Source organism: Bacillus infantis (assembly GCF_020171945.1).
Classification (GTDB): Bacteria; Bacillota; Bacilli; order Bacillales; family Cytobacillaceae; genus Bacillus_AB; species Bacillus_AB infantis_A.
Genome location: NZ_JAIVAP010000002.1, coordinates 420,320 through 435,217 on the forward strand (window position 1 = coordinate 420,320; position 14,898 = coordinate 435,217).

At 45.9% G+C, this 14,898-nt stretch carries 14 protein-coding genes; 12 read left to right on the forward strand and 2 right to left on the reverse strand.

Going from position 1 to position 14,898, the window contains the following annotated elements; translation table 11 throughout:
* Nucleotides 1–101 precede the first annotated feature (101 nt).
* The 10 genes from LCM00_RS06140 (at nucleotide 102) to LCM00_RS06185 (ending at nucleotide 9,991) form a co-directional block, all read left to right on the forward strand.
* Nucleotides 102–734 carry a helix-turn-helix transcriptional regulator gene (locus LCM00_RS06140; protein WP_009791406.1) on the forward strand — a complete coding sequence of 211 codons (633 nt, stop codon included), beginning with the start codon at nucleotides 102–104 and terminating at the stop codon, nucleotides 732–734.
* A gap of 24 nt (nucleotides 735–758) precedes the next feature.
* Complete coding sequence (locus LCM00_RS06145) at nucleotides 759–1,577, forward strand: pyruvate, water dikinase regulatory protein (RefSeq protein ID WP_224898964.1); 819 nt, start codon at nucleotides 759–761, stop codon at nucleotides 1,575–1,577.
* A gap of 339 nt (nucleotides 1,578–1,916) precedes the next feature.
* Nucleotides 1,917–2,324, forward strand: coding sequence for a DUF188 domain-containing protein (locus LCM00_RS06150; RefSeq protein ID WP_224898967.1), 408 nt, complete (start codon nucleotides 1,917–1,919; stop codon nucleotides 2,322–2,324).
* A 44-nt stretch (nucleotides 2,325–2,368) separates the two neighbouring features.
* Nucleotides 2,369–4,180 carry a DNA primase gene (gene dnaG, locus LCM00_RS06155; protein WP_224898970.1) on the forward strand — a complete coding sequence of 604 codons (1,812 nt, stop codon included), beginning with the start codon at nucleotides 2,369–2,371 and terminating at the stop codon, nucleotides 4,178–4,180.
* Nucleotides 4,181–4,228: 48 nt separating this feature from the next.
* Nucleotides 4,229–5,353, forward strand: a complete 1,125-nt coding sequence (gene rpoD, locus LCM00_RS06160; protein ID WP_009791410.1) for an RNA polymerase sigma factor RpoD — start codon at nucleotides 4,229–4,231, stop codon at nucleotides 5,351–5,353.
* Between the two features lie 99 nt (nucleotides 5,354–5,452).
* Nucleotides 5,453–5,974 carry a hypothetical protein gene (locus LCM00_RS06165; protein WP_224899332.1) on the forward strand — a complete coding sequence of 174 codons (522 nt, stop codon included), beginning with the start codon at nucleotides 5,453–5,455 and terminating at the stop codon, nucleotides 5,972–5,974.
* 96 nt (nucleotides 5,975–6,070) lie between these two features.
* Nucleotides 6,071–7,210 carry an acyl-CoA dehydrogenase family protein gene (locus LCM00_RS06170; RefSeq protein WP_224898975.1) on the forward strand — a complete coding sequence of 380 codons (1,140 nt, stop codon included), beginning with the start codon at nucleotides 6,071–6,073 and terminating at the stop codon, nucleotides 7,208–7,210.
* Nucleotides 7,211–7,630: 420 nt separating this feature from the next.
* Nucleotides 7,631–7,996 carry a cytochrome c550 gene (cccA, locus tag LCM00_RS06175; protein ID WP_009791414.1) on the forward strand — a complete coding sequence of 122 codons (366 nt, stop codon included), beginning with the start codon at nucleotides 7,631–7,633 and terminating at the stop codon, nucleotides 7,994–7,996.
* A 170-nt stretch (nucleotides 7,997–8,166) separates the two neighbouring features.
* On the forward strand, nucleotides 8,167–8,889 hold the full coding sequence (locus tag LCM00_RS06180) for a tRNA (adenine(22)-N(1))-methyltransferase (protein ID WP_224898978.1): 723 nt from the start codon (nucleotides 8,167–8,169) through the stop codon (nucleotides 8,887–8,889).
* The gene (locus LCM00_RS06185; RefSeq protein ID WP_224898981.1) at nucleotides 8,876–9,991 is read left to right on the forward strand and encodes a Nif3-like dinuclear metal center hexameric protein; all 1,116 of its coding nucleotides are present in this window, start codon (nucleotides 8,876–8,878) and stop codon (nucleotides 9,989–9,991) included. Before LCM00_RS06180 ends, LCM00_RS06185 begins: the two co-directional genes overlap by 14 nt.
* 36 nt (nucleotides 9,992–10,027) lie before the next feature.
* On the opposite strand, the gene LCM00_RS06190 is transcribed toward LCM00_RS06185, so the two are convergent.
* Together LCM00_RS06190 and LCM00_RS06195 are read right to left on the reverse strand one after the other, a co-directional pair.
* Nucleotides 10,028–10,969, reverse strand: coding sequence for a 4-hydroxy-3-methylbut-2-enyl diphosphate reductase (locus LCM00_RS06190; RefSeq protein ID WP_224898983.1), 942 nt, complete (start codon nucleotides 10,967–10,969; stop codon nucleotides 10,028–10,030).
* Nucleotides 10,970–11,165: 196 nt separating this feature from the next.
* On the reverse strand, nucleotides 11,166–11,738 hold the full coding sequence (locus tag LCM00_RS06195) for a YqfQ family protein (protein ID WP_224898986.1): 573 nt from the start codon (nucleotides 11,736–11,738) through the stop codon (nucleotides 11,166–11,168).
* A 378-nt stretch (nucleotides 11,739–12,116) separates the two neighbouring features.
* On the opposite strand from LCM00_RS06195, the gene LCM00_RS06200 reads away from it, so the two are divergent.
* Nucleotides 12,117–13,427, forward strand: coding sequence for a DEAD/DEAH box helicase (locus LCM00_RS06200; RefSeq protein WP_224898989.1), 1,311 nt, complete (start codon nucleotides 12,117–12,119; stop codon nucleotides 13,425–13,427).
* A gap of 28 nt (nucleotides 13,428–13,455) precedes the next feature.
* Complete coding sequence (locus LCM00_RS06205; protein WP_224898992.1) at nucleotides 13,456–14,352, forward strand: deoxyribonuclease IV; 897 nt, start codon at nucleotides 13,456–13,458, stop codon at nucleotides 14,350–14,352.
* Nucleotides 14,353–14,898 lie beyond the last annotated feature (546 nt).

Here is a 14,898-nt window from a genome sequence, read left to right on the forward strand (position 1 = left end):
CCTGTATGCCAGGTTAAATGTGAAATCATTCTTTTCATTTATAGCAAATAGTATATAATATTTTTATAAAAGTATGACATTATTAGCTGGCAAGCAAGGTGGTGAGGACAATAGAGCTTAATAAAAGGCAAGAACTAATATTGGATATCGTGAAAGAAAATGGTCCGATTACAGGTGAACATATTGCAGAGAGGCTGAATCTGACGAGGGCAACCTTAAGGCCTGATCTGGCCATATTAACCATGGCAGGCTATCTGGATGCGCGGCCGAGGGTCGGATATTTCTATACAGGCAAGACCGGTGCCCAGCTTTTGACTGAAAGCCTGCAGAAGCTGCTGGTAAAGGATTATCAGTCAATCCCTGTAGTGGTGAATGAAAATGTATCTGTCTATGATGCGATCGTCACTATGTTCCTGGAGGATGTCGGCACCTTATTTGTTGTCGATCAATCTTCTCTGCTGGTCGGCGTCTTGTCCAGGAAGGATCTGCTGAGGGCAAGCATCGGGAATCAGGAGCTGACAGCCCTCCCGGTAAATATCATTATGACGAGGATGCCGAATATTACTACCTGCAAAAAAGATGATCTGCTGATTGAAATAGCGAATCTCCTGATTGAAAAACAGATAGACGCTTTGCCGGTCGTGAAAGAAACAGATAAGGGCTTTGAAGTAACTGGCAGGATTACAAAGACCAATTTGACAAGGGCATTCCTGGCTCTTGCAGAACAAAGGTGATTTTGAAGAGAGGATGGATGAGCAATGGGTACAGTGCCGATCATCTATGTTGTTTCCGATTCAGTGGGGGAGACGGCAGAATTAGTGACGAAAGCGGCCATCAGCCAGTTTAATGGCAGCGATCTGACAATAAAAAGATTTCCTTATGTTGAAGATAAATATAATATTGACGAGGTATTATCTCTCGCGAAAATGGACCAGGGAATGATTGCTTTTACATTGGTAAAGCCTGAAATCCGCAGCTATATGGCAGAAGCAGCCGCCAGGGAAAATATACATGCCATCGACATCATCGGGCCATTGATGGACAGGATCCAGTCCATCTGCGGCGAAACCCCCTTGTATGAGCCGGGCCTTGTCAGGAAGCTGGATGACGACTATTTTAAAAAGGTGGAAGCGATCGAGTTTGCTGTGCAGTATGATGATGGCCGCGATCCGCGTGGAATCCTAAAGGCTGATATTGTGCTTGTCGGCGTTTCAAGGACCTCCAAGACGCCTTTATCCCAATATCTCGCGCACAAGCGGCTTAAAGTCGCGAATGTCCCGCTGGTCCCGGAAGTTGATCCGCCTGAGGAGCTGTTCCAGGTATCGCCTGCAAAGTGCTTTGGCTTAAAGATCAGCCCTGAAAAGCTGAACAATATCAGGAGGGAAAGGCTTATTTCACTCGGTTTGAGCGACAACGCCAGCTATGCCAATCTTGAACGGATTAAAAGTGAGATAGGCTATTTCGACCAGATTGTAACCAGGATCGGCTGTCCTGTCGTTGATGTTACGAATAAGGCAGTGGAAGAAACGGCAAACGTCATTTTTGATCTTTACCGAAGAAATATTTCAGCAAAGTAGCACATACTCTTGAGAATATGTGCTTTTTCTATTTTTTAGGCAATGCATTCCGGATAATTAGAAAATTAGGAGTGTACAGTAAAAAATAATGGCAAAACTGACTTTTATGCACTATAATAAAAAATTGTGATAAAAATATTCATCATTAGGTTTAGACTTACCACATAACGAATAAACTATTTATTGTGAGAAGTCAAGGCAGGCATCTAAAAAAAATTCGACATGAATCTCTTATGAAAAGTTGCTCTATTAAAGAAGGAATATGCGGAGTGATGTAGAATTACTAGTACATTAGGGAATAGAAGCATCCTTGTTGACGCTGATTCTTGTCCTGTTAAGATGGAAATTGTCGAAATTGCCAAAGGCTTTGAAATTGAACCGGTATTCGTCGCTTCTTACGCACATATGGTAAATGATTTTGGCGGGGCTGTCTGGAAGTTTGTTGATTCAAGCAAGGAAGCAGCAGACCTGTTCATCATGAATCATGTGAAAAAGGGTGACGTTGCGGTCACACAGGATATCGGCCTTGCCTCAACCCTGCTGCCTAAAGGGGTTTATGTTCTTTCTCCCAGGGGAACCTTATACGAAGAAGAGCATATCCATACCGCTCTGGATATGAGGTATCTCAGTGCCAAAGCAAGGCGCCGGGGGCAATATGGAAAAGGCCCTAAGCCTTTCACCCAGGATGACCGGAGCAGGTTTGTGAAGCAATTGACAAAGATTTTGTCGAATCTTGCAGGAAAATAGCTTTTTATCACGAATACCTCATAAGTAAAAATGGAGTTGTTCTCATGGCAGAGCGAATTTCCGAAGCGAAACTGGATGAAATCCGGCAAGCTACAGACATTGCCGATGTTATCGGTGATCATGTTCAGCTCAAGAAACAGGGGCGGAACTATTTTGGCTTATGTCCATTCCATGGAGAAAACTCGCCATCTTTTTCTGTTTCCCCGGAAAAGCAGATCTACCATTGCTTCGGATGCGGAGCCGGAGGGAATGTGTTCTCATTCCTGATGGAGCATGAAGGCTATTCCTTTCAGGAAGCAGCCGTCAAACTTGCAGAAAGAGCGGGGATCCAGCTTGATATTGAAGCCGCATCTGCAAAACAAAGCTCGCTGCCCGAAAATCTCCAGCAGATGATTGAGGCGCATGAGCTTCTCCGGAAATTCTACCATCATTTGTTAATGAACACAAAGGATGGCCAGCACGCACTGGAGTATTTGCTTGACAGAGGCTTTACAAAAGAGTCGATTGAGAAGTTCCAGATCGGGTATTCCCTGGATTCATGGGATTTCGTATGCAAATTTCTTGCAAAAAGGAAATTCAATCCTGAGTTCATGGAAAGAGCTGGGCTTATCATCAAGAGGGACAGAGATGGCAGTTATTTTGACCGCTTTCGCGATCGGATTATGTTTCCGATCTTTGACCGCAAAGGAAACACGATTGCTTTTTCCGGAAGATCGCTCGGGGCCGGAAATGAGCCCAAATATCTGAACAGTCCGGAGACAGCAATCTTTAATAAAAGTAAAATCTTATACAATTTCCACCTGGCAAGACCGGCAATCCGCAAGACACACCAGGCGGTCCTTTTTGAAGGATTCGCGGATGTCATTGCTGCCGACCGTTCCTCTGTTGAGAACGGGGTTGCCACAATGGGCACTGCATTGACGCCTGAACATGTTGCAATGCTCAGGAGAAATGTAGAGTCTGTCACCATTTGCTATGATTCGGATAATGCCGGAATAGAGGCGGCCTTTAAAGCCGCTAAAATGCTGTCTGAGGCTGGCTGCGGCATCAAGGTTGCAATGCTGCCTGATGGCATGGACCCGGATGATTACATCAAACAGCACGGAGCTGAAAAGTTTCGCAATGATGTAATTGAATCCAGCATCACCCACATGGCGTTCAAGTTTCTTTATTATAGAAGAGGCAAAAAGCTCCAGGATGAAGGAGATCGGCTTCTATATATAGAAGAAGTACTTAAGGAAATCAGCCTTCTGGAAAAGGCTGTTGAAAGAGATCATTACATGCGCCAGCTGGCAAATGAATTTTCTCTGTCACTGGAAGCGCTGAAGCAGGAGCAAAAGCAGATATACTTTGCCGAGAAACGAAAAAACCAGGGCAGTTCTGCCCCAGCACAAAAGAAGCATATGATCGTTTCACGGCGCCAGGATTCGCTGAAGCCTGCTTTTCATACAGCTGAAAGAAGATTGATTGCCCATATGCTGAGAAACAGCGATACCGCTTATAAGGTTCAGGAGCTTCTTGGAGGCAGCACCTTTAACATTGATGATCATCAGGCTATCATTACTTATTTATTTGCTTTTTATGAGAAGGGGAATAGTCCCGATCCAAGCGCCTTCTTAAATTTCGTTGAAGATGCAAAGCTTAAGCGGATCATTGCGGATATCGAGATGATGTCTGTCAATGATGAGCTGACAGAGCAGGAGCTCAATGACTATATTAAGCAGGTGTTGAATTATCAAAAGATGTTAATGATAAAGGAAAAGCAGGCTGAAGGGAAGGAAGCTGAACGGCAGAATGACTTTGCCAGGGCGGCATCGATCGCAATGGAAATTATTCAACTGCGTAAATTGCTATAGATAAGCTTTTATACGACTGGTTTGTGATTTTTGGAAGGAGGGGGACTTATGGCTGAAAAGTCAGCCCGTTCAAAAGAGGTTGATTCAGAGTTAACCATGGAACAAGTGAAGGAACAATTAACGGAAGTCGGAAAGAAAACCGGGGTGCTCGCATATGACGATATCGCGGAAAGGCTTTCCAACTTTGAATTGGATTCCGATCAGATGGATGAGTTTTATGAGTTTCTAGGAGATCAGGGGGTAGAGCTTGTCGGCGACAACGATGATGCGGACCCTAATGTCCAGGAGCTTGCCAAGGGTGAAGAGGAATTTGATTTAAACGATTTAAGTGTTCCTCCAGGCGTTAAAATTAATGATCCCGTCCGCATGTACCTGAAAGAAATCGGCCGTGTGGATCTTCTTTCTGCACAGGAGGAAATCTCCCTGGCGAAGCGGATCGAGGAAGGCGATGAAGAGGCAAAGAGAAGGCTGGCGGAAGCCAACCTGAGGCTCGTAGTCAGCATTGCCAAAAGGTATGTCGGAAGGGGCATGCTGTTCCTTGACCTGATTCAGGAAGGAAATATGGGCCTCATCAAGGCAGTTGAGAAATTTGACTACCGTAAAGGCTACAAATTCAGTACGTATGCAACATGGTGGATCCGCCAGGCCATTACAAGGGCGATTGCCGACCAGGCAAGGACAATCCGGATCCCTGTCCATATGGTGGAAACAATCAATAAGCTGATCAGGGTGCAGCGTCAGCTTCTCCAGGATCTCGGCCGCGAACCGACTCCTGAAGAAATTGCGGAAGACATGGATCTGACCCCGGATAAAGTCAGGGAGATTCTTAAGATTGCCCAGGAGCCTGTTTCACTCGAAACGCCAATCGGGGAAGAGGATGACTCCCATCTTGGCGACTTCATTGAAGACCAGGATGCGACTTCGCCATCTGAGCATGCGGCATATGAGCTCCTGAAAGAACAGCTTGAAGACGTCCTAGATACGCTTACAGACCGTGAGGAAAATGTCCTGAGGCTGCGTTTCGGGCTTGATGACGGACGTACACGCACTTTGGAAGAGGTTGGAAAAGTCTTCGGCGTAACCAGGGAGCGTATCCGCCAAATCGAGGCGAAGGCACTGCGCAAACTGAGGCATCCAAGCCGAAGCAAGCGGCTTAAAGACTTTTTAGAATAAAAAAACATTGTCAGAAAATAGTTTACTTCTTAAAATAGAGGTAAACTATTTTTTTTTTTGAAAAAAATGCCTTTGGATTTCCGGACAGGATGGGTGAATATGGATAATTCGAGAAAAGACATTATTGTAAAAGAAATTTTATACTGGAAGGATAACCGCATGCTTCCTGAGCATTATTGTGATTATCTGCTTGCTTTGTATACAGAAGGGAATCGGCCGAAGGATAAAGCTCGAAAGGCAAAAGGGTTTTATTTTCTCAATATCATTCTCTTGCTGCTGATTCCTCTATCGCTGTTATTCATTTATTTTACTGAATTATCTTTCATTTTGCAAATGGGCCTACTGCTTTTTTTTACAATTACTGGAGTAGCACTCGCCATTTATTTTACTAATAAAGGAATTGCACCGCAACTGCCTCTGGCTGTTTCGGCTTTAATATTGCTTTTGATGTCGGTTGAAATGGCATCTCATTTTTTCCCGCATCATAATACAGCCTTGTATGGGGCTTTAATGCTCAATTGTTTGCTTTGGATAGCAGCTGCCTGGAAACTCCGTCAGCATTATTTTGGGATATCAGGGGCTGTTGGACTAATCATCATTGCTATTTCTATTTTCATATAATAAATTAAATTTTAAAGTTTTTAAATGTTGAGAAAATTTATCCCTTCCTCGTATAATGGTAATGAAAGTGTATACAAAACTTCGAGGGGGATTTGCATGAATTTTGAATTGACTGCCGAACAGAACATGATTTTAAAAATGATCAGGGAGTTTGCTGATGAAGAAGTTGCTCCCGGTGCACTTGAAAGGGACAGGACGAAAGAATTCCCTAAAGAAATATTTCATAAATTATCGAAGATGGGTGTGATGGGGCTGCCGTTCCCTGAGGAATATGGCGGCGGAGGAGCAGACACTGTCAGTTTCGCAATTGTGACAGAAGAGCTCAGCAGGGCATGCGGTTCGACGGGGATCACATATTCTGCACATATCTCCCTTGGCGGGGCGCCCCTTTACCTCTTTGGGACTGAAGAGCAGAAGCAAAAGTATCTGGTTCCTATCTGCACAGGAGAATCATTCGGGGCATTTGGGCTCACAGAGCCGAACGCGGGATCAGATGCAGGCGGTACAAGGACGAGCGCGGTAGAAAAAGATGGGGAGTTCATCATAAATGGCAGCAAATGCTATATTACTAATGCGAGCTATGCAAAGCATCTGGCCATTACAGCAGTTACCGGCGGAAGCGGGGCGGATAAAGAAATCAGTGCCATCATTGTGCCGACAGATGCAGAAGGCTTTAAGGTAATCGATAACTACGAAAAAATGGGTCTTAATGCTTCCAATACCACAGAGCTTGTGATGGAAGATGTGCGTGTGCCGACTGAGCACTTGCTCGGCAAAAAAGGCGAAGGGTTCAAGCAATTCCTGATCACATTGGATGGAGGCCGGATAGGGATTGGCGCCATGGCTGTCGGAATTGCCCAGGCGGCTTATGATAAAGCTTTGCAGTATGCAAAAGAGAGGACTCAGTTCGGCCGCTCGCTGTCCCAGTTCCAGGCAATTCAGTTCAAGCTTGCCGATATGGCGATGAAGATCGAGCTTGCCCGCAATATGGTCTATAAAGCAGCATGGCTTAAGGACCAGGGAAGGCCATTTACTAAAGAAGCATCTATGTGCAAGCTGTATGCTTCAGAAATCTGTATGGAGATTGCAGACCAGGCAGTCCAGATCCATGGGGGCTACGGCTATATGAAGGACTATCATGTGGAACGCTATATGAGGGATGGAAAGCTGACGGAAATCGGTGAAGGCACGTCAGAGATACAGCGTATGGTGATTGCGCGGCAGATCGGCTGTTAAAGGCTATGGCTCCATTAACATGGGGCTTTTTTTATTGTTTGGAAATTTATGTATGGTGGGTCTTGCGGATATTTATCAATTATTGATCAACATCCTGCTGCTGCGCCGAGTTCACAATCCAAACTTACCAAAAAGGCCAAGAACGCCTTACCGGAGGTTCGGCTAAGAGGCCCTGGAAAAGCTGGTCACCCAGACGCTGCCGAAGAACGTGGCGGCCTTAGTCTGCGCTCATAGGGGTGACAAGGCGCTTGCGCTTTGTTCTGTACTGTCAAAACAGAGGCGGAATCTTTCAATTTCGAACATACTGTGACAAAGTTCAGTTTAGGGCTTTTCCTTACAGGGGTTTTCAAGTAAAATAGAGATTGTTTGTATTATATAATATACTTGACTGAGATGTTCTTACATAAGGGAGGTTAAAACATGAACCGAAATCCATTAATTCCGTTTCTTTTGATTGCTGTGCTAGGCATTGGAGCAATGTTCCTCGTTTCCTTCAAAGGGCTGGGCGATGCTAAGGACCTTGCGGCTGAGCAGGAAGGCGGCGGAGAAGAACAGACTGAAGAGGTTGCAGCCAACCCGGAAGACATTTATAAACAGACCTGTATCGGCTGCCACGGCGACCAGTATCAGGGTGGGGTAGGTCCTGCTTTGACAGGCGTTGGCGACCGCTATTCACAGGATGAAATCGCTGACATCGTTGTTAACGGTAAAGGATCCATGCCGCCAGGGCTTGTTCCGCAGGAAAAAGCAGGCGAAATGGCTGAATGGCTGGCAGGCCTGAAATAATGTACAGTTAAAGAAAAGCCTTTCTTTTGAAAGGCTTTTCTTTATTTTGGAGCTCTGATCAGACTCCTGGATATAAGTACTGCCGGGCTGCTGGACATTGCTTTCCGGCTTTTTTATACTAAGAGAATGATTATGAACCTGAATCTATGTAAAGTGGTGTGATATAAGAGATGAATACAGAACAATTATCACAGCGGCTGGCACGTGTCGCTGAATATATTCCGGATGGGGCAGCCTTTGCTGATATAGGCTCAGACCATGCCTATCTTCCATGCCATGTAGTCTCTAAGGGCAAAGTGCCCTTCGCAGTCGCAGGCGAAGTGGCAGAGGGTCCCTTTCAGTCAGCAAGGAATCAAGTCAGCCAGGAAGGGCTGGGCGATAAGATAGCTGTCAGGAAAGGGAATGGCCTGGAAGTGATTGAAGGCGGAGAAGTCGATTGTGTAGCCATTGCGGGAATGGGAGGCGCCTTGATTGCCAGTATTCTTGAAGAGGGAAAAGAAAAGCTGTCTTCAGTGAAAAGGCTTGTCCTTCAGCCTAATATAAGCGCCATTTCAATCCGTAAATGGCTGATTGAAAACGGCTGGGAGCTTATAGAAGAGGATATCCTTGAAGAGGATGGAAAGATATACGAAATCCTGGTTGCAGAGCATGGAGAGCCGCTCCGTCCCTACAGGGGGAAGGATGATAATGGCGCCTTTCTTTTTGGACCCTTCCTTTCAGCGCAAAAATCGGATACCTTCCAGAAAAAATGGCAGCATGAAATGAAAAATTGGCAAAGGATTCTGCAGGAACTGGATAAAGCTGCAGACTCGGAAGAAACACGGGCAAGGAGGCTGGAGCTCGGCAAAAAAATATCTATGGCAGAGGAGGCAGTAAAAAGTGAAAAAAGTTAACGGCCATCAAATCATCTCTTTGTTTGAGGAGTTCTCTCCAAAGAACCTGGCAATGGAAGGCGATAAAATCGGACTGCAGATTGGCGGACTGAATAATAAGGTGCAAAATGTCATGATTGCTCTTGATGTGCTGGAGGAGGTCGTTGATGAAGCCATCGAAAAGAATGTGCAGCTCATCATCGCCCATCATCCCCCGATCTTCAGGCCATTGCAGAAAATCAATACGGATACAGCAGCCGGAAGGATTATCGGGAAGCTCATAAAGCATGATATAAGCGTATATGCGGCCCATACGAATCTTGATGTGGCTGAGGGCGGAGTGAATGACCTCCTGGCGGAAGCTCTTGGTTTAGAGGACACAGAAGTCCTTGTGCCCACACATGAAACCAGCCTGAAGAAACTGGCTGTTTTCGTACCGCTCGAAGCAGCTGAGGCTCTTAGAGAGGCACTGGGCAGAGCAGGTGCCGGGGCAATCGGAGATTACAGCTTCTGTGCCTTCTCTTCGGAAGGGACCGGACAGTTTATGCCCGGGGACTCAGCCAATCCTTACATAGGGACCAGAGGCCACTTAGAAAAAGTAAAGGAAGTCAAGGTGGAAACAATTTTTCCGGATCATCTGGAAAAGAAAGTGATTTCTGCGCTGTTTAAAGCCCATCCATATGAAGAGCCTGCCTATGATATTTATCACCTTGATAATAAAGGCCAATCACTTGGGCTTGGACGGGTCGGAACGGTTCCTGAAGCAACGCTTGAAGAATTTGCTGAAAAAATTAAAGAGGCATTCGGGCTTGACAGGGTCCGCGTAGTCGGAGATCTGAACTCCCGTGTCAGGAAGGTGGCTGTCCTGGGCGGGGACGGAAATAAATATTTTACCCAGGCCAAGTTCAAAGGCGCGGATGTGTATGTAACAGGGGATATGTATTATCATACTGCGCATGATGCAATGATGATGGGCCTGAACATTATTGATCCAGGCCATAATATAGAAAAGGTCATGAAGAAGGGTGTGGCTCACATCCTTGAAAAAATGGCCAGGGAAAAGGGATATGATGTGAATTTTATTTCCTCAGAAGTGCATACAGATCCTTTCAAATTTATATAAAGGAAAGAGCTGCAGCGATTGCTGCAGCTCTTTTGTTTAAGCTCTCTTGATTTTTGGAAGCACTTTGCTGAGAGGCACTTTTTTCTCGGTTTTCCACGTTTCCGGGTCATTAGGATCGAACTGCTGAAGGAAAGTGATGACTTCTTTTGTTATTGGTGTTGGAGTCGAAGCTCCTGCTGTGACAGCCGCCTTTTTGGCATCTTTCAGCCATTCGATCTTCAGTTCAGAAAGATCGGCGATCCGATAAGCTGTAGTGCCCGCAATTTCCTCGGATACTTGGGCAAGGCGGTTGGAGTTGTTGCTCTTTGGATCACCGACTACAATCAGTACATCGGCTTCTCCTGCCTGTTCAGCGACCGCTTCCTGTCTAACCTGGGTAGCCATGCAGATTTCTTTGTGGAACTCTGCGTGAGGATATTTCTCTTTTATCTTATCCATGACAGTGACGACATCCCATTGGCTCATAGTCGTCTGGTTGGTAACAATTATCTTGCTGCTGTCCAGGGTGAGCTTGCCGACATCTTCTGCAGTTTGTACAAGAGATACTGCATGCGGAGCAACCCCAAGGGCGCCTTCAGGCTCGGGATGGCCTTTTTTGCCGATGTAAATGATCTGATAGCCTTCTGCATCTTTTTCCCTGATAAGATCATGGGTCCTTGTCACATCTGGACAGGTTGCATCAATTGTTACGAGGCCCTTTGCCTTAGCAATTTCGCGGATCTCGGGGGAGACGCCGTGCGCTGTGAATATGACAGTGCCTTTGTCGACTTTTTCAATGATATCTTTACGGTTTTCTCCATCCAGCGTTATAATGCCTTCCTCTTCAAATGCATCGGTGACATGTTTGTTATGGACAATCATGCCAAGTATATAAATCGGCCGCGGCAGGTTTTTATCCAAAGCGGCATTCCTTGCTATGACCATTGCATCAACAACCCCATAGCAATAGCCCCGCGGCGAAATTTTTAAAACATCCATTCTCCAATCCTCCCATTGCAGTGGAACTGAAACTTATTTTTAAGAGAATCAACTGCCCCTACATTATATAAGACTTATTGAGATATTACAAAAGGGGGCATTCAATTGGCAGAAAAAATCATTGGATCTTTTCCATAGCTGAGAAGGCGCAAGCCAAAACAAAAAGAATGCGCAAAAGCTGCATTCTTCACTGATTCTATATATATAGCCTGGGTGAGGAACTGCCCTTTCCGGGAGCTTTGGCACGTTTGGGAGCTTCTGAAGGCTGGTGGGACCCGGCTGTTTCAGGTTTTTTTTTCTCCGGCGGGGAGGGGGCTTTTTTTGTTTCAGAAGCTGCCTCCTTTTCACTTTCTTCACTTCCGGAGCTCTTCAATCCTCTGTACAGTTTCCACATGGCCGGAAGATTTTTGACCATCGGGCCATACTGCTGTACCATCGGCCCGAATTGCTGAGCTGTATTGAGCATTTTCTGTGTGTTAGACAAGAATCCCGAGATACTGGACGGATTGGTTATCGATTTTAGGAATCCGCCAGAACCTGCTGCATTGGCAGCGCCCGGAACTGCGGCGCGCATGCTATTCAATCCGCCTGCTGCTGATGCTGGATTCTTGCCTTTGCCCAGCAGCTTGGCCAGCAGTCCTCCGCCTCCCTGGCGTGTCTGCTGCATAGGTCCCATCATGGGTCCGAAATTGGGCCTGGCCTGCATCGGGCCTCTGAATTGCGGCGGCATTCCTCCGCCCTGCATCGGAAAACGGGGTCTAGGCTGCATAATTTGCCTCCTTTACTTAAAAGTTTCTCTTTATGTAAGCTATGCATCTGTCATGAAATTGGTTTAGGTTTCTGCGGATGTTTCCCTATTTTCATGTTTTGCCGGCTTTTTATTAAAAGGCTTTGTTCAACATTGCTTTTGAAGTTGGGCTTATCCGTGTAAAAACAGAGTTATACACTTTTCAGCATATATGGCTAAGGTGGCCCAAAATAACATGGGAGCCAGAGCCTATTAAAAACTCCCTGAATGGCTAAAATAATTATATCTGCGCTATTGGTGGTCTTTTGCAGGAAACTTTATTATAATAATATGATGGACAAAGACTGGTGAGACATGTTGTCCACTCAGGCTGCGGCCACTAACTATAAGGAGTTAATTATGACCGAAACGAAATTTGAACGATACGAACTTAAGCCATTTATTATAGAAGCTGTCAAAAAGCTCGGGTTCTATGAGCCCACGGAAATTCAGGAACGCCTGATCCCAATCATCCTTAAAGGGGACAGTGCGATTGGGCAGTCCCAGACAGGCACCGGGAAGACCCATTCCTATATTTTGCCGATCCTTCAGAAAATTGATCCTTCGAGGCAGGAGGTACAAGCTGTCATAACCGCACCGACAAGGGAACTGGCCACCCAGATTCATAAGGAGGTCCTTAAAGTAACAGAGCAGGCTGAAGGTGATGAGGAAATCAGCTCCAAACTGTTCATTGGAGGGACAGACAAACAAAGGACGATTGAAAAGCTGAAAGTGCAGCCCCAGGTAGTAGTAGGGACCCCAGGCAGGATCAACGACCTCGTCAAGGAAAATGCGCTCTTCGTCCATACTGCTTCAATGCTGGTCGTGGATGAAGCAGATCTGATGCTGGATATGGGCTTCCTTGAAGATGTAGACCAGGTTGCTGGCAGGATGCCTGAAAAGCTCCAGATGCTTGTATTTTCGGCAACAATTCCGGAAAAGCTGAAGCCATTCCTGAAGAAATATCTGGAAAACCCGAAATTCGTCCAAATAGAGCCCAAGCAGATTGCTGCTGCAAAAATTGAGCATTATCTGCTCCCGTCAAAGCACAAAAATAAGACCGAAATTGTCTTCCGTGCTCTGGAGGCTTTCAATCCGTATTTGGCGATCGTCTTTACAAATACAAAGAAAAAGGCTGATGAAGTCGCGGATGCCCTTATGCAAAAAGGCCTAAAGGTAGGCCGCATTCACGGAGACCTCAGCCCGCGTGAACGGAAAAAAATGATGAAGCAGATCATGGATCTGGAATTCCAGTATATCGTTGCGACCGATCTTGCTGCCAGGGGCATTGACATCCAGGGAATCAGCCATGTGATCAATTATGAGCTGCCGACAGATCTGGACTTTTACATCCACCGTGTCGGCCGGACGGCAAGAGCGGGATCTTCCGGCATCGCTCTCACGATTTATGATACGTCAGATGAAGATGCGCTGAACAGGCTGGAAAAGCTGGGAATCGAGTTCAGGCATGTTGATCTTCAAAAGGGCGAATGGATTGATTTGGGCGACCGCAACAGACGGAAAAAACGGCAAAGGCAGACAGACGAGATTGATGCCCATGCTCAATCCCGTGTGAAAAAACCGAAGAATGTAAAGCCTGGTTATAAAAAGAAAATACAAAGAGAAGTAGAGAGCATCAAGAAACGCCAAAGAAGGCTTAAAAAGAAATAAAGGCAGGCTGCCGGAGGGAGAGAATAGAATGCTTAAAATTGGTTCGCATGTGTCGATGAGCGGAAAAAAAATGCTCCTTGCCGCAAGTGAGGAAGCTGTATCTTATGGCTCCAGCACTTTCATGATTTACACAGGGGCCCCTCAAAATACACGCCGGAAAAAGATTGAGGATTTGAATATTGAGGAAGGCAGGCGCCATATGGAGGCCAATGGAATCGACAATATCATTGTCCATGCCCCTTATATCATCAATATAGGAAACACGACAAATCCTTCGACCTTTGAGCTGGGAGTCAACTTTCTGCGTTCGGAAATAGACCGGACGGAAGCAATCGGCGCCCGCCAGATCGTTCTTCATCCCGGTGCGCATGTCGGTGCAGGAACAGAAGAGGGCATCAAAAAAATCATTGAAGGACTGAATGAAGTTCTGAATGGCGAGGAAAATGTCCAGATTGCGCTGGAAACAATGGCAGGCAAAGGCTCTGAATGCGGGAGAAACTTCGAAGAGCTGGCCATGATCATCGATGGAGTCAAATATAATGATCATCTATCCGTCTGCTTTGATACATGCCACACACATGATGCAGGCTATAATATCGTAGAAGACTTTGATGGGGTTTTGAATGAGTTCGACAAAATTGTCGGGCTCGACCGCCTGAAGGTGCTTCATATCAATGACAGTAAAAATGAGCGGGGAATGAAAAAGGACCGTCATGAAAACATCGGCTTCGGCCACATCGGCTTTGACGCTTTAAGCTATATCGTCCATCATCCGCAGCTTGCAGAAATCCCGAAAATCCTTGAAACGCCATTTGTCGGGGAAGATAAGAACAGCAAGATGCCTCCATACAAATATGAAATTGAGATGCTCAGGAACAAGGAATTCAACGAAAACCTTCTTGCAGACATCATGGAAGGCAAATAAATGAAATACAGCTGCAGGGTGCTGCAGCTGTATTTTTTATGAGAGAGGCTTCAGGCTAAAGAGGTAATTATTCCCTGCCGATTAGGTGTTAAGCAGAAAAGAATTACAATAACCCTGTTGATTGCAGTGGAAGGCACGTAGACTCCAGCGGGATTGCAGCGAAAAAGTTGAGACCCCGCAGCGCGGAGCGTGAGGAGGCTCAACTTCGCCCTGCGGAAAGCGAAGTGCCTGCAACGGAAATCAACAGCCCCATACTAACAACTATGGTTTTTTATATTGGGTATAGGCTGCAGACTATACTGAAGTTTTGAGTATATGTTCCTCTAATGAGCTAGGCTTTTCCGCATTTCTATTGTCCAGCTCCAAAGCCTAGCCCCTCGAGTCATAAGCCACTTGGGAATTGAAGGCAAAGAACGCCTTCTATTCCCAAGCGTCTTATGCTTGTTGGGGCTGAACAAGGCTTTTCCGCATTTCTATTGTCCAGCTCCAGCGGCTAGAGCCTCGAGTCATAAGCCGCGCAAGAATTAAAGGCAAAGAGCGCCTTTT